Origin of the sequence: Isoptericola sp. AK164, from assembly GCF_029643425.1 — a bacterium.
In the GTDB taxonomy this organism is placed as follows: domain Bacteria; phylum Actinomycetota; class Actinomycetes; order Actinomycetales; family Cellulomonadaceae; genus Isoptericola; species Isoptericola haloaureus.
This window is the reverse complement of sequence record NZ_CP119106.1, coordinates 1,017,010-1,037,923: the sequence shown is the minus strand read 5'-3', so window position 1 is coordinate 1,037,923 and position 20,914 is coordinate 1,017,010. Positions and strand designations below refer to the sequence as shown.

The following is a 20,914-nucleotide window of genomic DNA, read 5'->3' as shown; positions in this document are numbered from 1 at the left end:
CACGAGGAGGTCGGCGGGACCCGTGCATCCCGACCGACCTGACACCGGATCAGCACGTCACGCGATCCGTCGACAGCGCTAGACGTTGAAGCGGAACTCCACGACGTCGCCGTCACGCATGACGTAGTCCTTGCCCTCGACACGCGCCTTGCCCGCGGCCTTGACGGCGGCGACGGACCCGGCCTCGACGAGGTCCTCGAAGGAGATGACCTCGGCCTTGATGAAGCCGCGCTCGAAGTCGGTGTGGATGACGCCGGCCGCCTGCGGGGCGGTCCATCCCTTGCGGATCGTCCACGCGCGGGCCTCCTTGGGGCCGGCGGTGAGGTACGTCTGCAGACCCAGCGTGTCGAAGCCGACATGGGCGAGCTGGTCCAGGCCGGACTCCTCCTGGCCGGTCTCGGCGAGCATCTCGGCGGCCTCGTCCGGCTCGAGCTCGACGAGCTCGGCCTCGAACTTGGCGTCCAGGAAGATCGCCTCGGCCGGGGCGACGAGCTCGCGCATCTTCGTCTGCATGGCCTCGTCCGCCAGCCCGGCGTCGTCGGTGTTGAAGACGTAGATGAACGGCTTGGCCGTCATGAGCTGCAGCGGGGCCACCTCGGTGAGATCGAGGCCGGCGGCGGCCGCGCCCTGGAAGAGGGTGGTGCCCTCCTCGAGGATCTCCTGGGCCTTCTTCGCCGCGGCGAACAGGACGGGGTCGCCCTTCTTGATCTTGACCTCCTTCTCCATGCGCGGCAGCGCCTTCTCGAGCGTCTGGAGGTCGGCCAGGATGAGCTCGGTGGAGATGGTCTCGATGTCGCCGGAGGCGTCGGTGGAACCCTCGACACGGATGACGTCACCGTCGTCGAACGCGCGGGTCACCTGGCAGATGGCGTCGGCCTCGCGGATGTTGGCCAGGAACTGGTTGCCCAGCCCCTCGCCCTCCGAGGCGCCCTTGACGATGCCGGCGATGTCCACGAACGACACCGTGGCCGGCAGCACGCGCTCCGAGGAGAAGATCTCCGCAAGCTTGCCCAGCCGCTCGTCCGGCAGCGGGACCACCCCGACGTTGGGCTCGATCGTCGCGAACGGGTAGTTCGCCGCGAGCGCGGAGTTCCGGGTCAGTGCGTTGAAGAGCGTGGACTTGCCGACGTTGGGCAGGCCGACGATGCCGATAGTGAGAGCCACGTCGCCCCATCCTACGCGCCGTGCGCGCCCGCCCCGCCCTCAGTCGACGGTGATCTCGCGGTGCCAGGACTCGGTGACGTACTTCGTGCGCCACCCGAGCTTCGTGTACAGCGACTCGGCACCCGTGGGGCTGTCGGCGTCCACCTCGAGGCCCACGCGGTTGCGGCCCCGGGAGGCGGCGTCGGCGATGACGGCGTGCAGCAGGGCGGTGGCCACCCCGCGGCCGCGAGCCTCGGCCAGCGCGCCGATGTAGTCGATGTAGGTCCCGCGCACCCCGGAGGCGTCGGGGGCCAGCTCCGAGCCCACCAGGGCACCGGCCGGGAACGGGTCGGCGTCAGGGTCCTCCGGGTCGTCTGCGCAGGCGAGCCACCAGTGGTCCCAGCGGTGGCCCGGGTCCTCGCGCAGCCGCTGCACGAACTCGGTGAAGTACTCCTGGTAGGAGTTGAAGTGGTCCGTGAAGGCGGTCTCGAGCACCTGGTGCACGGCGTTGAGGTCCTCGGCGACCGGCATGCCGTTCTCGTGCTGCGCGACCCGGCGGATCTCCACCCCCGGCTTCGGCTCGGGGAAGACCCCCGGCTCGGCCTCGTCCGGCGTGACCGGCCGCGTCATCTGCCACCACGTGCGCACGTGGGTGAACCCGGCGTCGGCGAGCCAGCCGCGCAGCCGCTCGTCCCCGGCGAAGGCACCGGCGTCGAGCTGCGTCGCGGACTCGCCGCGCAGCTGGGCCATCTCCCGCCCGACGGCGGCGAGCTCGTCGTAGCACCAGGCCGCCAGCCGGTCCTGGGTCTCGCGGGGCAGCGACCGGTCGATCTCGATGCCGAGCACGGTCCGGCCCGCCGCCCGGTCGTGCGCGTGGGCCCAGGCGCGGAGCTCGCCGTCGGCGTCCTGGACCGCGAGGTGCCGCCGGGTCCACGAGGCGGCGCCGGCGATCTCGTTCTCGATCTGGGCCGTGTCGGGGGTGTCGGAACCGGTGTGCGGAGCCGCCTGGAGCGCCCGCAGCGCGCCCAGCCGGGGCACGTCGGCAAGGTCCGGAACCACCACCGTCCAGCCCTCGGGCAGCGTCACGGAAGGTCGGTCGTTCTCGGGATTCACATCCCCCAGTCTCTCAGGTCGGGCCGACACGCCCGAGTGCGGGGGTCGTCAGGCGAACGACCTGACCTGCGCGAGCAGCTCCGGCAGGCGCCGCTCGTACACGCGGGCGCCCCACCGCACGCCGACCACGACGGCGGCCGTCGCGGTCGCGACCCCCACCCCGGCCGCGGCCAGGGACAGCGGCACACTCGCCAGGAGCACGGCCGCCACGGCCAGCGCCGTCGTCGGCAGCGTCAGCGCAGCGATGACGGCGAACGCGGCCATCTGCGCCACCACCGTCGCCGTCGTCGCGCCCTGGGGCGTGGAGAAGGCGCTCTGTCCCGGCTTGGGCACCGGGTACACCAGCCGGGCCGACGCCACGCTCGACGTCCCCAGCGCCGCCCCCAGCACGCCGAGCGCCAGCCCGAGCACGGCCGGCAGGGCGACCCAGCGGTCCGCCACGGCGGCGCCGACGACGGCGAGCGCGACGACCAGCGGGACGCCCACCACCAGCACGGGCAGGGCGCGACCCCACCGGTCGGCACGGCCCGGCACGCCGGAGGCCACGTGGAGCGCGAAGGCCGTGCTGTCGTAGCCGACGTCGTCGGACACGGCGAAGCCCAGCAGGAACGCCACGACCGGGGCCGCGAGCAGCAGCAGGCCCGCCCCGGCGCCGGTGGTCAGCCCGAGCACGACGGCGACGGCGGGGAGCAGCGGCACCAGCGCCAGCGTGGTGGCGTACCGCGGGTCGCGCACCCAGTAGGTGGCGCACCGTGCCGCCACCGCACCCGTCGGCGTGGCAGGCAGGCGGCCGAACCAGCCCAGACCCCTCGCGGTCCCGCCCGCGCGGCCGCCGCGAGGGGCGACCAGCGCCCGGGCCAGGGCGCGGTCCCAGACGACCACGAGCAGGACCAGGGCCCCGACCGCGATCCCGAGCCGTGCCGCGGCCAGCCCCCAGGCGCCGTCGTGCACGGCCCCCGGCAGCGCCCACGGGGCTCCCAGCGGGGTCCAGGCCAGGAGCTCGGCCGCCGGTGCGACGACGGCGGGCACCAGGTCGCCCGGTCCGGACACGGTCACCTCGCCGCCGTCGCCGCGCGTGGGGGACGTGACCCAGGCGAAGAACGGTCCGACCGCAAGCAGCGGCACGACGGCGGCGACCATGAGCACCTCGCGGTGGCGCCGCGAGTCCAGCAGCGGGGCGAGGAGCGTCGTGACGGCCCGCGCACCGAGCACGCACAGCGCCACCGCCACCGCGGCGCTCAGGAGCGCCGCGGCCACGGCGGCCGGGTCGGTCACCCAGGCGAAGGCGACGCCGACGGCGCCGAGCACCGTGACCAGGGCCGGTACGGAGACCAGCGCGGCGACGGCCAGGCCGGCCAGGAGCCGACGGCGCGGGATGGCCAGGGGCGCGAACCGCTGCGGGTCGAGCGTGGAGTCCAGGCCGAAGGCGAACAGCGGCACGACCCACCAGGCCACGACGACGGCGGACCCCGCCACGGTGAGGACCTGGCCGGTCACGACCGGGTCGGCCAGGCCGCCGGCGACCGCGGCCGTCACCGCGAGCGTCACCACCGACAGCCCGTACAGCGTCGCCACGACGAGCCCGACCGCCTGCCAGACGCTGCGGCGCAGCGTGTTGCCCAGGAGCGTCAGCCTGAGTCGGACGAGGTGCGCAACCACTCCAACCCTCCCGACTCCTGACGGCCGCCGACCAGGGCGACGAACCGGTCCTCCAGGCTCTGCCCGCCGCGCACCGCGTCGACGGTCCCGGCGTCGAGGACGTGCCCGCCGGCGATGATCGCGACGTGCGAGCACGTGCGCTGCACGAGGTCCATCACGTGGCTCGAGACGACGACGGTGCCGCCGCCGTCCACGTAGCGCTGCAGGATGGCGCGGATGTTGGCGGCGCTGACGGGATCGACGGCCTCGAAGGGCTCGTCGAGCACGAGCACCCGCGGCGCGTGGATCATCGCCCCGGCCAGCGCGATCTTCTTGGTCATGCCGGCCGAGTAGTCGACCACGAGCGTGTCGCGGTCCGCGAGCAGGTCCATCGCGCGCAGCAGGTCCTCGCCGCGCCGGGCCACCGTGTCCCGGTCGAGGCCGCGCAGCAGGCCGGAGTAGGTGAGCAGCTGGGCCCCGGTCAGCCGGTCGAACAACCGCACACCGTCCGGCAGGACGCCGAGGAGCGGCTTGGCCTCGTCCGGACGGGCCCACAGGTCGGTGCCGAGCACGTGCACCGTGCCGAAGTCCGGCCGCAGCAGGCCGGTGGCCATCGACAGCGCCGTCGTCTTGCCGGCGCCGTTGGGGCCCACGAGCCCGAAGAACGAGCCGGCCGGCACGTCCAGGTCGACGCCGGAGACGGCGATCTTGTCCCCGAAGCGTCTCCACAGGCCGCGCAGGCTGAGGGCTGCCGCCGGGTCCGGCGGGGCGGTGGGGTGCGTCACGCGCCCACCGTATCCGCCCGTCGGACCTGGTCACGGTGCGTCGGCCGGGTCGTGTCGGTGCCCCGTGGCAGCCTGGCAGGCATGGAGACGACGTCCGCCCTGCTGCTCTCGCTCGGCACCCTGGCCGTGGGGGTGCTCCTCGGCTGGCTCTGGCACGCGCTGCGCACCACGGGCCGGCACCGGTCCCAGGAGATGGAGTCGGTACGCCTGCACAGCGAGCTCGAGTCGGTCCGCCGGGAGAGCGCCCACCTGCGTGAGCAGGTCGAGGCCGCGCGGGACGACGGCGACCGCCGGGTCGCCGAGGCCCAGGAGCGCCACCAGCGCGAGACGAACGCGGTGCGCGAGCAGGCCGACCGGCAGCTCGCCGAGGTCAAGGGCGACCAGGAGCGCATGGCCCAGCAGTTCCGCTCCCTGGCCGGTGAGGCGCTGTCCTCGTCCAACAAGCAGTTCCTGGAGCTGGCCGAGCAGCGGCTCAAGCAGTCCACGGTCCGCCACGACGAGACGCTCGCCCAGCGCGAGGAGGCGTTCAAGGCGCTCGTCGACCCGATCGGGAAGAGCCTGGAGAAGGTCCGCACGGAGGTCGCCGAGCAGGAGAAGCGGCGCATCGAGTTCGACTCCCGCCTCACCGAGAACATGCGCAGCCTGGCCGACGTCTCCGGCGAGCTGCGCAAGGGCACGAGCGACCTGGTCACCGCGCTGCGGTCCTCCCAGGAGCGGGGCGCCTGGGGCGAGCTGCAGCTGCAGCGGGTCGTCGAGGCGGCGGGCATGATCGAGCAGGTCGACTTCGACGTCCAGGTGCACGCCACCAACGACGACGGCGAGACCCTGCGCCCGGACCTCGTGGTGAACCTCGCCGGCGGCAAGCACATCGTCGTCGACTCCAAGGTGGCCTTCCTCGGCTACCTGGAGGCCCAGCAGTCCGAGGACCCGGCGGTCCGCGACCAGCGGCTCGCGGCGCACGTGCGGCACATGCGCAAGCACGTCGACGACCTGGCGTCCAAGCGGTACTGGGACCTGTTCGACAACGCCCCGGAGTTCGTGGTCATGTTCGTGCCCGCCGAGTCGTTCCTGTCGGCGGCCCTCGAGCGGGACCCGGCCCTCATGGAGGACGCGGCCCGCAAGAACGTCATCCTGGCCAGCCCCGTGACGCTGCTGGCGCTGCTGCGCACGGTGGCCTACTCGTGGCGGCAGCAGGCCCTCGCGGACAACGCCCAGCGGGTGCTCAAGGTCGGCAAGGAGCTGCACTCGCGACTGGTGACCATGACCGACCACGTCACCAAGATGGGCAAGTCGCTCGACGGGGCCACCAAGAACTACAACAAGATGATCGGGTCGCTCGAGCGCAACGTGCTCACCTCGGCGCGCCGCATGGTCGAGCTCGACGTGGTCGACGCCAAGGACGAGATCGACGAGATGAAGGGCCTCGAGGAGACGACCCGCCCCATCACCAAGCCCGAGCTGCTGGCCGCCGACGAGGGCGGGGTCGTCGGGATCGGCCAGGTGAGCATCGACGACGACCGGTCCGCGGTGGAGACGCTGGTCGACTCCGACCGCCGGGCGCTGCAGCGCGCCCAGGAGACGTCGACGCAGGACGACGAGTCCGCCGCGGGCTGAGACCCCGACGGTTCCGGGTTCGCGGCGCTCGGGCCGGGCCGGCCCGAGCGCCAGGGCTCGGGCCGGGCCCTCCGACCGGGGTCAGGCCGGCTGGATCGGGAGCTGGCGGGCGTCGCGCGGCGGACGCAGCTCGCGCGGCAGCGAGAACACCAGGTCCTCGGTCGCGGTGCGCACCTCCTCCGCCTCGCCGTAGCCCCGCTCGTCGAGCTGGCGCAGCACGTCGTCGACGAGGATCTCCGGCACGGACGCCCCGGACGTCACGCCGACCGTGCTCACGCCCTCGAACCAGGCGTCCTGGATCTCGGTGGCGCGGTCCACCCGGTAGGCCGTCGTCGCGCCGGCGTCGAGGGCGACCTCGACCAGCCGCACGGAGTTCGACGAGTTCGCCGACCCCACGACGATGACCAGGTCGCACTCCGGCGAGAGCTTCTTGACCGCCACCTGGCGGTTCTGGGTCGCGTAGCAGATGTCGTCGCTGGGCGGGTCGGCCAGGCTCGGGAACCGCTCGCGCAGGCGGCGCACCGTCTCCATCGTCTCGTCGACGGACAGCGTGGTCTGCGACAGCCACACGACGTTGTCAGGGTCCGGGACCTCGACGACGTCCGCCTCCTCGGGCGAGTTCACCACGATGGTGTGCTCCGGCGCCTCGCCGGCGGTGCCCTCGACCTCCTCGTGGCCGTCGTGGCCGATGAGCAGGATCGTCTTGTCCGCCTTGGCGAACCGCACCGCCTCCTTGTGGACCTTGGTCACCAGCGGGCAGGTGGCATCGATGGTCTGCAGGTCCCGCGAGGCGGCGGACTCGCGCACGGCCGGGGAGACGCCGTGGGCGGAGAACACCACGCGCGCCCCGCGCGGGACCTCGTCGGCCTCCTCGACGAAGATCGCGCCGCGTTCGCTCAGCGTCTCCACCACGTGCTTGTTGTGCACGATCTCCTTGCGGACGTACACGGGGGCGCCGTAGTTCTCCAGCGCCTTCTCGACGGCGACCACGGCACGGTCGACGCCGGCGCAGTAGCCGCGCGGCGCCGCGAGCAGCACGCGCTTGGTCGGGGTCGGTCGGACGGGGGCCGGTGCGGTCGCAGTCACGGTGCCAGTGTAGGAGCCCGGTGTGGAGGGTCGGTGACGGACGGCCCGACCCGTCGCGGTCGCTGTGGGTGCCGTGGGGCATGCTGGGTGCCGTGACCGACGCGACCGGACCCGACACTCCTGGCCACGACGTCCAGCCGCTGCCCGAGCGGGCCGCCGAGACGACGGCCGAGCGCCCCTGGCCCGTACGCCTGCTGTCGAGCAAGATCCGCGACTACGTCGCCCGCATGTCGCCCGTGTGGGTCGAGGGTCAGGTCATCGAGCACACCTACCGTCGCACCTCGGGGATGCAGTTCCTCACGCTGCGCGACACCGACGTCGAGGCCTCCCTGCCGGTGAACATGCTCACCCGCGCCTTCGACGGCCTCGACGCGCGGCCCGAGGTGGGCGACCACGTCGTGGTGCACGCCAAGCCGGAGTTCTGGATCAAGGCGGGCCGGATGTCGCTGCGAGCGGCGGCCATCCGGCAGGTCGGCGTGGGCGAGCTGCTCGCCCGGATCGAGCAGCTGCGCCGCGTGCTGGCCGCCGAGGGGCTGTTCGACGTCGGTCGCAAGCGTCCCCTGCCGTTCCTGCCGGCCGTCGTCGGCCTGGTCTGCGGGCGGGAGTCCAAGGCCGAGCACGACGTCGTGGTGAACGCCCGCGCCCGCTGGCCCCAGGTGCGCTTCGAGATCCGCGAGGTCGCCGTCCAGGGCGTCAACGCGGTGGCGGAGGTCTCGCAGGCGGTCTCCGAGCTGGACGCCGACCCGTCCGTCGAGGTGATCGTCCTGGCCCGTGGGGGCGGCTCCGTCGAGGACCTGCTGCCGTTCAGCAACGAGGCGCTGGTGCGCCGCGTCTCCGCGTGCACGACGCCGGTGGTCAGCGCGATCGGCCACGAGACCGACACCCCCCTGGTGGACCTGGTGGCCGACCACCGGGCGTCGACCCCGACGGACGCCGCCAAGTGCGTCGTCCCCGACGTCGCGGAGGAACGGCAGCGGGTCGCCCAGGCGCGCCAGCGCATGCGCGGCGCCGTCCAGGGACTGCTGCAGCGCGAGCAGCACGGCCTCGACGCCGTGCGCTCGCGCCCGGTGCTCGCCCGCCCGGAGACGATGGTCGAGGGCCGCGAGGCACAGGTCGCCGAGCGGCTCCGGCACGCCCGGCACCTGCTGCAGGCGGCTCTGCTGACGGCGTCCGGCGACGTCGGTCGGCTCGCCGCGCAGGTGCGTGCCCTGTCGCCCGCCTCCACGCTCGAGCGGGGCTACGCCGTCGTGCAGCGCGGCGACGGTGCGGTGGTACGGGCCGCGGACGAGGTCTTTCCCGGTGACGGCGTCCACGTACGGCTCGCCGCCGGCGCCCTGGACGCCGAGGTCACCTCGACCACGCCCTGACCCTGCGCCGCACCCGCCGACGTTGTGGGCATGAAATCTGCAGTCGCCACCGCCTGCTGACCTGCAGATTTCATGCCCACAACGAAAGGGTGGGTGCGGGGACGAGAGGTCAGCGGACGCGCTCGACGCGGTCCTCGTCCCACACCGGCTCGGGGGTCTCCCGGACCCGGCCGTCCGCACCGAAGACGAGGAACCGGTCGAACCCGCGGGCGAACCAGCGGTCGTGGGTGACCGCCAGGACGGTGCCCTCGAAGGCCTCCAGACCCTCCTGCAGCGCCTCGGCGCTGGCCAGGTCGAGGTTGTCCGTCGGCTCGTCGAGCAGCAGCGCCGTGCACCCTCCGAGCTCGAGCTGCAGGATCTGGAAGCGGGCCTGCTGGCCCCCGGACAGCCGGTCGAACGGGCGGTCCGCCGTCCCGTGGAGCTCGTAGCGGCGCAGCGCGGCCATGGCGGCCCCGCGGTCCCGGGCGTGGTCGGCCCAGAGGATCTCCACGAGGGTCCGCCCCGCGAGCTCGGGGTGGGCATGGGTCTGGGCGAAGTGCCCGGGCACCACCCGTGCCCCGAGCCGCCACCGGCCCGAGTGCGCGACGTCGTCACCGGCCAGGAGCCGCAGGAAGTGCGACTTGCCGGAGCCGTTGGACCCCAGCACGGCGACCCGCTCGCCGTAGAACACCTCCAGGTCGAACGGCTGCATGAGGCCGGTCAGGCCCAGCGCCTCGCAGGTGACGGCCCGGGTACCGGTCCGTCCCCCGCGCAGCCGCATCCGGACCTGCTGCTCGCGGGGAGGCTCCGGCGGCGGCCCGGCCTCGGTGAACTTGCGCAGCCGCGTCTGGGCCGCGCGGTACCGGGAGGCCATGTCGGGGCTGTTCGCGGCGGCCTGCCGCAGGGTGAGCACGAGCTTGGTGAGCTGCGCGTGCTTCTCGTCCCAGCGCCGGCGCAGCTCCTCGAACCGCGCGAACCGCTCCCGGCGTGCCGCGTGGAAGGTCGCGAACCCGCCGCCGTGCACCCACGCGTCCGATCCGTCCGTCCCGGGTTCGAGGGCGACGATGCGGTCCGCGACGCCGGCCAGCAGCTCGCGGTCGTGGGACACGAGCAGCACGGTCTGGCGCGTGGCCCGCAGCGCGTCCTCGAGCCACCGCTTGCCGGGCACGTCGAGGTAGTTGTCCGGCTCGTCGAGCAGCAGCACCTCGTCGGGCCCGCGCAGCAGCGCCTCGAGGACGAGGCGCTTCTGCTCGCCGCCCGACAGGGTGCGGACCTCGCGGTACTGCGCCCGGTCGAACGGCACGCCGAGCGCCGCCGTCGTGCACACGTCCCACAGCGTCTCGGCCTCGTAGCCGCGCACCTCAGCCCAGTCGGCCAGCGCCTGGGCGTACCGCATCTGCGCCGCCTCGTCGTCGACCGCCAGCAGGGCGTCCTCGGCGGTCTCGACGGCGCGGGCGGCCTGTCGGATCCGGTCCGGCGCGACGGAGGCCAGGAGCTGGCGCACGGTGGTGGCGTCGCGCACGGAGCCGACGAACTGCGACATCACGCCCAGGCCGCCGGAGGCCGTCACCATCCCGGCGTCGGGCCGGAGCGCACCGGTCAGGATGCGCAGCAGGGTGGTCTTCCCGGCGCCGTTGGGGCCGACGAGCGCCGTCGTGCTGCCCTCACCGACCCGGAAGGAGACGTCGTCGAGCAGCCCGCGTCCGTCCGGCAGCACGTAGGAGACGTGCGCCACCTCGAGGTGACCCATGGACCGATCGTCGGGGCCGGCCCGCGCGAGGGCAACCGAATTACGCGACCCGGGCGACCCGGGCGACGGTGCCCGGCCGTTGGACCGGTGGGCACGATGTCGGACCGGTGCGGTTCACTGGTGTCGTGACCGACGCAGACCTCACCCCCGCCCCGGCCGACGCCCCCGACGTCGGCACGCTGACGTACGAGCAGGCGCGCGACGAGCTGGTCCAGGTCGTCTCCCGGCTGGAGGCCGGCGGCGAGCCGCTGGAGACGTCGCTCGCCCTGTGGGAGCGCGGCGAGGCCCTGGCCGCCCGCTGCCAGGAGTGGCTCGACGGAGCGCGCGAGCGGCTCGCCGCCGCCCAGTCGGCCTCGAGCGCCGAGACCGCCGCACCGGACGGACAGGGCTGATGGCCGGCCACGTCCTCGCCGTCGGGGAGGCGCTGGTCGACGTCGTCCACCGACCCGACGGCACGAGCGCCGAGCACCCGGGCGGCTCGCTGGCCAACGTCGCGCTCACGCTCGGCCGCCTCGGACGGGACGCCCGGCTGGCCACCTGGCTCGGGCGGGACGAACGCGGCGACACCGTGCGGTCCTGGCTGGCCGCCTCGGGCGTGACGCTGGCGCCGGGCAGCGACGGCGCGGCGCGCACGTCCGTGGCGCAGGCAACGCTGGACGACGCCGGGACCGCCACCTACGCGTTCGACCTCGACTGGCAGGTACCCGTCGGGACGGCCGCGGACGCCGGGACGCTGGCCGTGCACACCGGCTCGATCGCGGCCGTGCTGGAGCCGGGCGCCGCCGACGTCCGCACCGTGGTCGAGGCCGCGCGCGCGACGTCGACCATCACCTACGACCCGAACGCCCGTCCCGTGCTCATGGGCGACGCGGCCGGGGCCCGTGCGCGCGTCGAGGAGCTCGTCCGGCTGGCCGACGTGGTCAAGGTCAGCGACGAGGACCTCGCCTGGCTCGCACCGGAGACGGCCGCCTTGGACGTCGCCCGCGCCTGGGTGCACGACCTCGGCGCGGCGCTGGTGGTCGTCACCTTCGGCGGGGAGGGCTCGACGGCGGTCACGGCGACGGGCGAGGTGCACGTGCCGTCCCGACCGGTCGAGGTCGTGGACACCGTCGGGGCCGGGGACTCGTTCATGGGCGCCCTGCTCGACGGCCTGTGGTCGGCCGACCTGCTCGGGGCCGACCGCCGCGAGGCACTGGCTACGATCGACCACGCCACGGTCGAGCGGCTGCTCTCGCGCTGCGCCGCCGTGGCGGCCGTGACCGTGTCGCGTGCGGGAGCGAACCCGCCGTGGAACGACGACCTGGAGGATGCATGACCCCGAAGGAAGCCTGGGCCGCGCTGCGGGCCGGCAACGAGCGCTTCGTCCACGACGAGCCGGCCGAGAGGTCGCAGATGTCGGTGCGTCGCGCCGAGCTGACCGCCGCGCAGCACCCGCACACCGTGGTGTTCGGCTGCTCCGACTCGCGGGTGGCGGCGGAGATCATCTTCGACCAGGGCCTCGGGGACGTGTTCGTGGTCCGCACGGCCGGGCACGTGGTGGACACCACGGTCCTGGGGTCGATCGAGTACGGAGTGGAGGTCCTGGGAGCGCCGCTGATCGTGGTCCTGGGGCACGACTCGTGCGGCGCGGTCGGCGCGACGGCGCACACGCTGCGCACCGGCGAGCAGCCGCCCGGGTTCGTCCGCTCCGTCGTCGACAAGGTGATCCCCTCGATCGCCGAGCTCTCCGGCTCGCCCGACGAGTCCGAGGACGAGGACGAGGCGGTCCTGGCCGACCGGCTGCGCACGGCGCACGTGCGGCACACCGTCACGACGCTGCGGGGCTACTCCCGCGCCCTCGACGCGGCCGTCACGGAGGGGCGCACGGCGATCGTCGGCGTCGAGTACGACCTCGCCGAGGGGTCCGCGCGGCTCGTCGAGGTCGCCGGTGACGTGGGCGAGGAACCGCTGCGCTGAGCGCGTGACTCCTCTCACACGCGGCGGCGGGGTCGGGTGCGGCACGATAGACGCATGACTTCCGACACCGCCGCCGGTGGCGCCGACGCGCCCGCGACCGAGTACCGCATCGAGCACGACACGATGGGCGAGGTCCGTGTCCCCGCCCACGCTCTCTACCGCGCCCAGACGCAGCGTGCGGTCGAGAACTTCCCCATCTCCGGCACGCCGCTGGAGCGCAGCCACATCGAGGCGCTCGCCCGGGTGAAGAAGGCCGCGGCGCTCACCAACGCCGAGCTCGGCGTGCTCGACCAGGACGTCGCGGACGCCATCGCCGCCGCCGCCGACCAGGTCGCCTCGGGCGAGCTGGACGGCCACTTCCCGGTGGACGTCTTCCAGACGGGGTCGGGCACCTCGTCGAACATGAACACCAACGAGGTGCTGGCCACGCTGGCCACGCGGTCCCTGGGCCGCGACGTGCACCCGAACGACCACGTCAACGCCTCGCAGTCCTCGAACGACGTCTTCCCGACGTCGGTGCACGTGGCCGCCACGGCCGGCGTCGTCCGCGACCTCGTCCCGGCCCTGCAGCACCTCGCCGAGGCGCTGTCGGCCAAGGCCGAGGAGTACGCCGAGGTCGTGAAGTCGGGCCGCACGCACCTGATGGACGCCACGCCGGTCACGCTCGGCCAGGAGTTCGGCGGGTACGCCGCCGCGGTGCGGTACGGCATCGAGCGCGTCGAGGCCGCGCTGCCCCGCGCCGCCGAGGTCCCTCTGGGCGGGACGGCCGTGGGCACGGGCATCAACACCCCGGCCGGCTTCCCGCAGCGCGTCATCGAGCTGCTGCGCGAGGACACGGGGCTGCCGCTGACCGAGGCCCGCGACCACTTCGAGGCCCAGTCCGCCCGGGACGGCCTCGTCGAGCTGTCCGGCGCGCTGCGCACCATCGCCGTGTCGGTCACCAAGATCTGCAACGACCTGCGCTGGATGGGGTCCGGCCCGAACACGGGTCTCGGCGAGATCGCCATCCCGGACCTGCAGCCGGGGTCGTCGATCATGCCGGGCAAGGTCAACCCGGTGATCCCCGAGGCCGTGCTCATGGTCGCGGCGCGCGTCGTCGGCAACGACGCGACCGTCGCGTGGGCCGGCGCCACGGGCACCTTCGAGCTCAACGTCCAGATCCCGGTGATCGCCCAGGGCGTGCTGGAGTCGATCCGTCTGCTGTCCAACGCCTCGCGCGTGCTGGCCGACAAGACGGTCGCCGGCCTGACGGCCAACGTCGACAGGGCCCGCGCCTTCGCCGAGTCCTCGCCGTCGATCGTCACGCCGCTCAACCGCGTGATCGGCTACGAGGCCGCGGCCAAGGTCGCCAAGAAGGCGGTGGCCGAGGGGATCACGGTCCGCGAGGCCGTGGTGGCGCTCGGGTTCGTCGAGCGGGGCGAGGTCACCGAGGCCCAGCTCGACGCAGCGCTCGACGTGCTGTCCATGACGCGCCCGCCGCAGGCCTGAGCCGCGCCCGGTGCCGCGGACGACGCCGCGGCACCGGGACGGCCCGGTCCGCGACGGCAACCCGGTCAGTAGTCCTGCGGGTCCAACCGACGCAGGACGACGGCCAGGAGCCGGGCCAGCTCGGCCCGCTCCGCCGCCGACAGGTCCGCGACGGCCGCCCGCTCGTGCTCGACCTGCCGCGGGAACAGCTCGTCGACCACCGCACGACCGCGGTCGGTCAGCGCCACCACGACACCGCGGCGATCGCGCTCGTGGACGGCGCGCTCCACCAGCCCGTCGCGCTCCAGCCGCCCGAGCCGCTTGGTGATCGACGCCCCGGGCGACCCCGTCATGGTGGTGATCTCCCCCGCGCGCAGCGGGCGATCGGCGCGCCGCAGCGCCGTCAGCACGTCCAGCTCGGCCCGCGAGACGTCGTGGGCCGCGAGCTCGCCGGCCAGCGCGGCCTCGAGCAGGCCCGCGATCCTGCGGATCCGCGCGCCGGTCTCCGCCGGCGCCGTGTCGACGTCCGGCAGCAGCTCGGCCCACCGGGCCCGCACCCTCTCGATGTAGTCCACCCGCCCAGGATAGGGACGACGCCGCAGTAGTTCCCTGGTGATTTACTCGTGAACTATCATGGCAGGACATGCGCCTCGCCTCCTCCCCCGTCGTCACCACCGCACGCGACGTCCTCGACACCCAGCACCTGCGCGCCGCACTGCGCGTCAGCCCCGCCGACGCCACGCTGGCCGCGGCCCTGCGCTGCGGCGCGGCCGTCGGGCTCGCCCTGGCCGTCTGCGCCGCGACCGGCCACCGTGACCTGGCCGGCTTCGCGGCGCTCGGAGCGCTGGCCTCCCTGTTCGGACGGTTCGACCCGTACCGCCGCCGGGCGGCCGTGCTCGCCCTGCTCGGCGGCCTCCTGACGACCGCCCTCGTGGCGACCTCCGCCCTGACCGCCGCCGGGGCGGCACCGGCCGTCACCCTGCTCGCCGTCGCCGCGATCGCCGGCGCCACGACCGTGCTCTGCCGGCTCGTCCGCACCGGGCCGCCCGGCGCCACGATCGTCGTGTTCGCCGCCGCGGGAGGGCTCGCCGGACCCCTCGGCTGGCCCGACGTGGCCGAGCGTGGCGGAGCGGCCCTCGTCGGTGCGGCGATCGCCTGGACCGTGGGCATGAGCGGCTACCTCGCGCGACCGTCGGCACCGGCCCGGCTGGCCGTGCGGCGGGCCGCGGACGCCGTGCGGCGGGCCGCCGGACCCTCCGTCGACACCGCCGGCGACCTGCGCCACGGCGACGCCGTACGCACCGCCCGCGCCGCGATCGACACGGCGCGGGCGGCCCTCGCCGACGACTCGTCGCACCGCCGGACGCGCGGGACCGCCCGGTCGCTGACCACCGAGCTCGACGCCGTGGAACGGGTGCTCGACGACACCGCCGGCGGTCCGGCACCGGACCGCCCGCGGCCCGCCCGGACGAGCCTGCGCGAGCAGGCCGTCCGCGAGGCGCGGTCCTCCTCGTGGCGGCTCACCGGCGTCCGCGTCGTCCTGGCGAGCCTGGGCGCCGGTCTGCTGGCGACGGCCGGCGGTCTGACCCACCCCGCCTGGGCCCAGATGGGGGCCACGGCGACGCTGCAGGGGACGACGGCGCAGCACGCGGTCGTCCGGGCTCTGCAGCGGGCGGCGGGGACCGCCGTCGGCGCGCTCGTCGCCTGGCTCCTGCTCGACGCCGACCTCGGCTTCGCCGCGACCTGCGTGCTCGTCGTGGCGCTGCAGGTCGTCACCGAGCTGGTCGTCGGCCGCCACTACGGGCTCGCGATGCTGACGATCACCCCGATGGCGCTCCTCATGACCTCGCTGGCCGCGCCCGCCGACGCCGGCGGGATCGCGCTGGCACGGGCCCTCGACACAGTCCTCGGCGCCGCCGTCGGGGTCGGCGCCGTGGTCCTGGTCCACCCGCGCCGTCGCCGTCGGGGCCCCGCCGGCGACGGCCCGGACCCCGACGGCTCGGTAGGACTCAGATCTCCAGGCCCTCGAGCATCTCGGTGACGAGCGCCGCCACCGGCGAGCGCTCGGACCGGGTCAAGGTGATGTGGGCGAACAGCGGGTGCCCCTTCATCGCCTCGATCACCGCGGCGACACCGTCGTGGCGCCCGACGCGGAGGTTGTCCCGCTGGGCGACGTCGTGGGTGAGCACGACCCGCGACCCCTGCCCGATCCGGGACAGGACCGTGAGCAGCACGTTGCGCTCGAGCGACTGGGCCTCGTCGACGATGACGAAGGCGTCGTGCAGGGACCGTCCGCGGATGTGCGTCAGCGGCAGCACCTCGAGCATCTCGCGGTCGATGACCTCGTCGACGACGTGCGGGGAGACCAGGGCACCGAGGGTGTCGTAGACGGCCTGGGCCCACGGGTTCATCTTCTCCGACTCGGACCCCGGCAGATAGCCCAGCTCCTGCCCGCCGACGGCGTACAGCGGACGGAAGACGAGGATCTTGCGGTGCTGCCGGCGCTCGAGCACCGCCTCGAGGCCCGCGCAGAGGGCCAGGGCCGACTTGCCCGTCCCGGCGCGCCCGCCCATCGAGACGATGCCGACGTCCGGGTCGTTGAGCAGGTCGATGGCGACCCGCTGCTCGGCGGAGCGGCCGTGCACCCCGAACACGTCCTGGTCGCCGCGCACCAGCCGGATCCGCTTGTCGGCCGTGACCCGGCCGAGCGCCGACCCGCCCCCGCCGTGGATGACCAGTCCGGTGTGGCACAGCAGCGGGGAGGCCTCGGCCATGACCTCCGGGGCGAGGGACGCGAGCTCGAGCTCGGTCCCGTCGTACAGGGCGGAGAGCTGGTCGTCGGTGACGGCGATCTCGCGCATCCCGGTCCACCCGGAGTCGACCGCGAGCTCGTGGCGGTACTCCTCGGCCCGCAGCCCGACGGCGGAGGCCTTCACCCGCATGGGCAGGTCCTTGGACACCACGGTGACGTCGCGGCCCTCGGCCGCGAGGTTCGCGGCCACCGCCAGGATGCGGGTGTCGTTGTCCCCGAGCCGGAACCCGGCGGGCAGCACCTCCGGGTCGCTGTGGTTCAGCTCGACCCGCAACGTCCCGCCGTCGTCACCGATGGGGATCGGGGCGTCCAGGCGACCGTGCGTGATCCGCAGGTCGTCGAGGGCCCGCAGGGCGCTGCGGGCGAAGTAGCCGAGCTCGGCGTGGTGCCGCTTGGCCTCGAGCTCGGTGACGACGACGACGGGCAGCACGACGTCGTGCTCGGCGAACCGGTGGATGGCGCGGGGGTCGGACAGCAGCACGGACGTGTCGACGACGAACGTCCGGGGGTGGGCGGTGGGATCGGTGTGGGCCACGATGTGCTCCCTCGTGCAGAGCGGAACGGCGGGTGGGGCGGGCGACCGGCCTCGCGCACGTCGTGCACCAGGACCGGGGCCGGCCCTCCTGCACGGAGCATGCACTCCATCGGTTGGCCTCCCGGGGACACCCTGGGTGGGTGTCCTGCCGGTCACGCTACGTCCCGTCGGCCGTGAGCAGGGTCACACCGGCGGCGTGGCGCGAAGGTGTCATCCAGAATTCACACGGCCGTGACCCGCGGGGCACGATGGAGCCGTGACGAGCTACGTGGTGCTGCTGCGCGGGGTCAACCTCGGCCCGCACCGCCGGGTCGCGGCGGCCGACCTGCGCGCCGCGGCCGCCGAGGCAGGTCTCCGCGACGCCCGCACGTACGCGACCAGCGGGAACCTCGTGGCGTCGTCGGGCACGGACGCCCCGGACGACGCCCCGGGCGTCGCCGCGGGGGTGGGCGCCGCGCTGGCCGCGACCCTGGGTGCGCCGGTGCCGCTGCTGGCGGTGTCCGCGGCCCGGCTGACGCACCTGGTCGCGGCGAACCCCTTCCCCGGACCCGCGCAGGACGACCCCTCCCACCTGCAGCTCCACCTCGGCCCCGACCCGGTGGACGCCGACGGCGTGGCACGGCTCGCGGCCGACCACGACGGCCCGGAACGGCTGGCGACGGCCGACGGCGCGCTGTTCGTGCACTACCCGGACGGCATCGGACGCAGCCGCCTGACGAGCGCGCGCCTGGACCGCGCCACCGGGACGTGGACCACGGGTCGCAACTGGCGCACGGTGCTCCGCCTCCGGGGGATGACCGACGACACGCCCTGACCACCGGGCGCGCGAACGGTGCGCGGGTAGCATGAGCCTCTGGCGAGCCGGGAAGTCTGGTCGGTGAAGTCGGCTGGAACGCCGGCCCGTGCCCATCGACGACCCAGGAGCATGCCCTGAGCCACGACACGACGACCCAGTCCTTCGGCACCCGCCTGGCGACCTTCCTCCGCCGGGAGACGACCGGTGGTGCCCTCCTCATCGGTGCCGCCGTGATCGCGCTGATCTTCGCCAACTCACCGTGGCGGGAGGCCTACGAGACGCTGTCCCAGACGGTGGTGGGCCCGGCGTACATCGGCCCCGTGTACATCCACCTCGACCTGACGCTGGCGAAGTGGGCCGCCGACGGCCTGCTCGCGATCTTCTTCTTCACGGTCGGCCTGGAGCTCAAGCACGAGTTCGTCGCCGGCTCGCTGCGCAGCCCCAAGCAGGCCGGCGTCCCGATGCTGGCCGCCGTGGGCGGAATGGCCCTGCCGGCGATCTTCTACGTCGTCGTGGTCCTCACGCTCGGCAGCTCGGAGGCCCTGCACGGCTGGGCCATCCCCACCGCCACCGACATCGCCTTCGCGCTCGCGATCCTGGCGGTCTTCGGCAAGGGCCTGCCCGTGGCGATCCGCACCTTCCTGCTCACGCTCGCGGTGGTCGACGACCTGCTGGCGATCATCATCATCGCGGTCTTCTACACCAGCGAGATCAACGGCGCCTGGCTGGGCGGCTCGCTCGTCGTCGTCGCGGTCTTCGCCTGGTACGTCCGCACCCGGTCGCCGAAGTGGTGGATCCTGGTCCCGCTGTTCGTCGTCGCCTGGGCGTTCATGCACGCCTCGGGGGTGCACGCCACGATCGCGGGTGTGCTCATGGGCTTCGCGGCCACGGCCCGTCCGATCCACGGCGAGCGCGAGACGCGGACGCACCACTACGAGCACGCGGTGAAGCCGTGGTCCCAGGGCCTCGCCCTGCCCGTCTTCGCCTTCTTCTCGGCCGGCGTGAACCTGGTCGACGGCGGCGGGCCGGCCGAGATCCTGGGCCAGCCGGTGGTGTACGCGATCGTCGCAGGCCTGGTGCTCGGCAAGCTCCTCGGCATCCTGGGCACGACCTGGCTGGTCACCCGCGTGACCCCGTTGCGGCTGGCCCAGGGCATCGGAGTACGCGACCTGCTGCCCGTCGCCTTCCTGGCGGGCATCGGGTTCACGGTCTCGCTCCTCATCGCCGAGCTGTCCTTCGAGGAGGGCTCGGAGTACACGCTGGGGGCCAAGGCCGCCATCCTCATCGCGTCCGTCGTCGCCGCCACGCTGGGCGCCCTCACCCTGCGGTGGGACGCCAAGCAGGAGCGCGGCCCGGACATGAACCGCGACGACCTGCCCGACGAGGTCACCACGGTCATCGGCGACGAGGAGGACCGCAGGGAGCACTGAGGCGGGCGCCGGCCGCGTCGTCCCGACCGCCCGGCCCGCCCCGTCGAAGGCCGTCGCCCACCACGGGCGGCGGCCTTCGTGCTGCCCGGGCGGCGGGCTGCACGACCGGTTCGTGACGGGATCGTGACCCGATCCCGGGGCCACCGTCTTGACATCCGGACGCGTCGCCCGACAAGATCCTCATACCTGAATCACCTGTCATGTTTGGCGGGTGAGAACCCAACGAAGGGCAGAGTCATGCGGGTCACGAAGAAGTCCCTCGCACTGGCCACCACTGCCGTCACGGTGTTGGCGCTCGCTGCGTGCGCACCGGCGGACGGCGGGGTCGGCGGCACCGACGACGGCGGCGAGAGCGCCGCGGCCGAACCCGTCGAGGTCGGCATCATCTACTCCAAGACCGGACCGCTCGCCGCCTACGGCGAGGCCTACCACCAGGGCTTCGAGGCCGGCCTCGACTACGCGACCGACGGCACCGGCGAGGTCGACGGGCAGCCGATCGAGGTCACCTACCTCGACGACGCCGGCGACCCGGACAAGGCCGTCAACCACGCCAAGGACATCATCGGCCAGGGCGTGCAGATCATGGGCGGCACCGTCTCCTCCGGCATCGCGCTCAAGCTCGCCGAGCAGGCCGAGCAGAACCAGGTGCTCTACGTCTCCGGCCCCGCCGCCGCCGACGCGATCACCGGCATCAACGACTACACGTTCCGCTCCGGCCGGCAGTCGCTGCAGGACGTCGCCACGGCCGGCACGTTCGTCGAGCCCGACGGCGCGAAGGTGCTCGTCTTCGCCCAGGACACCGCGTTCGGCCAGGGCAACCTCGCCGCCGTCGACGGCGTCCTCGGTGCCCAGGGCGCCGACGTCGACAGCATCCTCGTGCCCGAGGACGCCACCGAGTTCACGCCGTTCGCCCGTCAGGTGATCGACGCCGACCCCGACCTCGTCTTCGTCGCCTGGGCGGGCGCGTCGTCGGGCGCGATGTGGCAGGGCCTCGACCAGCAGGGCGTCCTCGACGCCACCACCGTGGTCACCGGCCTCGGCGACGCCGCCACCTACGACGCCTACGGCGACGCCGCGGCCAAGGTCGACTTCCTCAACCACTACTTCCCCGGCGCACCGGACAACGAGGTCAACGACGCCATGGTCACGGCGGTCGAGGAGGCCGGCGGGACGCCCGACCTGTTCACGCCCGACGGCTTCGTCGCGGCGCAGATGATCGTGCACGCGATCGCCGAGGGCGGCGACGACGTCGACGCCATGGTCGGCGCGCTGGAGGGCTGGACGTTCGACGGCCCCAAGGGCTCGACGACGATCCGCGAGACCGACCACGCGGTGCTGCAGCCGATGTACCAGGTCGGCCTGGTCGAGACCGACGGCTCCTGGATGCCCGAGCTCGTCGACGAGGTGCCCGCCGACGCGGTCGCCCCGCCGGAGGCCGACTGA

The 20,914-nt window shown here is 73.9% G+C and carries 18 protein-coding genes; 10 read left to right on the top strand and 8 right to left on the bottom strand.

Translation table 11 applies throughout. From position 1 onward, the window contains the following. Positions 1 to 78: 78 nt before the first annotated feature. The 4 genes from ychF to PO879_RS04660 all read right to left on the bottom strand — a co-directional run bounded on the left by ychF (position 79) and on the right by PO879_RS04660 (position 4,679). Positions 79 to 1,164, bottom strand: a complete 1,086-nt coding sequence (gene ychF, locus PO879_RS04675; RefSeq protein ID WP_278236766.1) for a redox-regulated ATPase YchF — start codon at positions 1,162 to 1,164, stop codon at positions 79 to 81. A gap of 39 nt (positions 1,165 to 1,203) precedes the next feature. Next, positions 1,204 to 2,229, bottom strand: a complete 1,026-nt coding sequence (locus PO879_RS04670; RefSeq protein WP_278236765.1) for a GNAT family N-acetyltransferase — start codon at positions 2,227 to 2,229, stop codon at positions 1,204 to 1,206. Between the two features lie 75 nt (positions 2,230 to 2,304). Next, positions 2,305 to 3,915, bottom strand: a complete 1,611-nt coding sequence (locus tag PO879_RS04665) for a hypothetical protein (RefSeq protein WP_278236764.1) — start codon at positions 3,913 to 3,915, stop codon at positions 2,305 to 2,307. Further along, positions 3,885 to 4,679 carry an ABC transporter ATP-binding protein gene (locus tag PO879_RS04660; RefSeq protein WP_278236763.1) on the bottom strand — a complete coding sequence of 265 codons (795 nt, stop codon included), beginning with the start codon at positions 4,677 to 4,679 and terminating at the stop codon, positions 3,885 to 3,887. Before PO879_RS04660 ends, PO879_RS04665 begins: the two co-directional genes overlap by 31 nt. Positions 4,680 to 4,760: 81 nt before the next feature. Here PO879_RS04660 and rmuC point away from each other — a divergent pair, with 81 nt between their 5' ends. Continuing rightward, the gene (rmuC, locus tag PO879_RS04655; protein WP_278236762.1) at positions 4,761 to 6,293 is read left to right on the top strand and encodes a DNA recombination protein RmuC; all 1,533 of its coding nucleotides are present in this window, start codon (positions 4,761 to 4,763) and stop codon (positions 6,291 to 6,293) included. Between the two features lie 81 nt (positions 6,294 to 6,374). On the opposite strand, the gene PO879_RS04650 is transcribed toward rmuC, so the two are convergent. Beyond that, a complete protein-coding gene (locus tag PO879_RS04650; protein ID WP_278236761.1) occupies positions 6,375 to 7,379 on the bottom strand; it encodes a 4-hydroxy-3-methylbut-2-enyl diphosphate reductase in 1,005 nt (334 codons plus the stop codon). A 92-nt stretch (positions 7,380 to 7,471) separates the two neighbouring features. On the opposite strand from PO879_RS04650, the gene xseA reads away from it, so the two are divergent. Further along, a complete protein-coding gene (xseA, locus tag PO879_RS04645; protein ID WP_278236760.1) occupies positions 7,472 to 8,746 on the top strand; it encodes an exodeoxyribonuclease VII large subunit in 1,275 nt (424 codons plus the stop codon). Between the two features lie 109 nt (positions 8,747 to 8,855). On the opposite strand, the gene PO879_RS04640 is transcribed toward xseA, so the two are convergent. Then, a complete protein-coding gene (locus PO879_RS04640; protein ID WP_278236759.1) occupies positions 8,856 to 10,475 on the bottom strand; it encodes an ATP-binding cassette domain-containing protein in 1,620 nt (539 codons plus the stop codon). A gap of 125 nt (positions 10,476 to 10,600) precedes the next feature. On the opposite strand from PO879_RS04640, the gene PO879_RS04635 reads away from it, so the two are divergent. The 4 genes from PO879_RS04635 to PO879_RS04620 are packed head-to-tail and all read left to right on the top strand — an operon-like array spanning position 10,601 to position 13,919. Continuing rightward, a complete protein-coding gene (locus PO879_RS04635; protein ID WP_278236758.1) occupies positions 10,601 to 10,867 on the top strand; it encodes an exodeoxyribonuclease VII small subunit in 267 nt (88 codons plus the stop codon). Continuing rightward, positions 10,867 to 11,790 carry a carbohydrate kinase gene (locus PO879_RS04630; RefSeq protein WP_278236757.1) on the top strand — a complete coding sequence of 308 codons (924 nt, stop codon included), beginning with the start codon at positions 10,867 to 10,869 and terminating at the stop codon, positions 11,788 to 11,790. Before PO879_RS04635 ends, PO879_RS04630 begins: the two co-directional genes overlap by 1 nt. After that, positions 11,787 to 12,431, top strand: a complete 645-nt coding sequence (locus tag PO879_RS04625; RefSeq protein WP_278236756.1) for a carbonic anhydrase — start codon at positions 11,787 to 11,789, stop codon at positions 12,429 to 12,431. Before PO879_RS04630 ends, PO879_RS04625 begins: the two co-directional genes overlap by 4 nt. Before the next feature lie 54 nt (positions 12,432 to 12,485). Further along, positions 12,486 to 13,919 carry a class II fumarate hydratase gene (locus tag PO879_RS04620; RefSeq protein WP_278236755.1) on the top strand — a complete coding sequence of 478 codons (1,434 nt, stop codon included), beginning with the start codon at positions 12,486 to 12,488 and terminating at the stop codon, positions 13,917 to 13,919. A 65-nt stretch (positions 13,920 to 13,984) separates the two neighbouring features. On the opposite strand, the gene PO879_RS04615 is transcribed toward PO879_RS04620, so the two are convergent. Next, the gene (locus PO879_RS04615) at positions 13,985 to 14,473 is read right to left on the bottom strand and encodes a MarR family transcriptional regulator (RefSeq protein WP_278236754.1); all 489 of its coding nucleotides are present in this window, start codon (positions 14,471 to 14,473) and stop codon (positions 13,985 to 13,987) included. Positions 14,474 to 14,541: 68 nt separating this feature from the next. Between PO879_RS04615 and PO879_RS04610 the strand changes: the two genes are divergently transcribed. Further along, positions 14,542 to 15,939, top strand: a complete 1,398-nt coding sequence (locus PO879_RS04610) for an FUSC family protein (protein WP_278236753.1) — start codon at positions 14,542 to 14,544, stop codon at positions 15,937 to 15,939. Here the strand turns inward: PO879_RS04610 and PO879_RS04605 are convergent. Next, a complete protein-coding gene (locus tag PO879_RS04605; RefSeq protein ID WP_278236752.1) occupies positions 15,908 to 17,245 on the bottom strand; it encodes a PhoH family protein in 1,338 nt (445 codons plus the stop codon). The two genes, PO879_RS04610 and PO879_RS04605, sit on opposite strands and share 32 nt — an antisense overlap. Positions 17,246 to 17,501: 256 nt before the next feature. Between PO879_RS04605 and PO879_RS04600 the strand changes: the two genes are divergently transcribed. The 3 genes from PO879_RS04600 (at position 17,502) to PO879_RS04590 (ending at position 20,914) form a co-directional block, all read left to right on the top strand. Further along, positions 17,502 to 18,059, top strand: coding sequence for a DUF1697 domain-containing protein (locus PO879_RS04600; protein ID WP_278236751.1), 558 nt, complete (start codon positions 17,502 to 17,504; stop codon positions 18,057 to 18,059). Between the two features lie 212 nt (positions 18,060 to 18,271). Then, on the top strand, positions 18,272 to 19,471 hold the full coding sequence (gene nhaA, locus PO879_RS04595; RefSeq protein WP_278236750.1) for a Na+/H+ antiporter NhaA: 1,200 nt from the start codon (positions 18,272 to 18,274) through the stop codon (positions 19,469 to 19,471). 237 nt (positions 19,472 to 19,708) lie between these two features. Then, positions 19,709 to 20,914 carry a substrate-binding domain-containing protein gene (locus PO879_RS04590; protein ID WP_278236749.1) on the top strand — a complete coding sequence of 402 codons (1,206 nt, stop codon included), beginning with the start codon at positions 19,709 to 19,711 and terminating at the stop codon, positions 20,912 to 20,914.

Bases quoted from the DNA above. Each gene is read 5' to 3' on its own strand.
- rmuC (WP_278236762.1), top strand. From the start codon at position 4,761: ATGGAGACGACGTCCGCCCTGCTGCTCTCGCTCGGCACCCTGGCCGTG.
- PO879_RS04640 (WP_278236759.1), bottom strand. From the start codon at position 10,475: ATGGGTCACCTCGAGGTGGCGCACGTCTCCTACGTGCTGCCGGACGGA.
- PO879_RS04630 (WP_278236757.1), top strand. From the start codon at position 10,867: ATGGCCGGCCACGTCCTCGCCGTCGGGGAGGCGCTGGTCGACGTCGTC.
- PO879_RS04625 (WP_278236756.1), top strand. From the start codon at position 11,787: ATGACCCCGAAGGAAGCCTGGGCCGCGCTGCGGGCCGGCAACGAGCGC.
- PO879_RS04620 (WP_278236755.1), top strand. From the start codon at position 12,486: ATGACTTCCGACACCGCCGCCGGTGGCGCCGACGCGCCCGCGACCGAG.
- PO879_RS04610 (WP_278236753.1), top strand. From the start codon at position 14,542: ATGCGCCTCGCCTCCTCCCCCGTCGTCACCACCGCACGCGACGTCCTC.
- PO879_RS04590 (WP_278236749.1), top strand. From the start codon at position 19,709: ATGCGGGTCACGAAGAAGTCCCTCGCACTGGCCACCACTGCCGTCACG.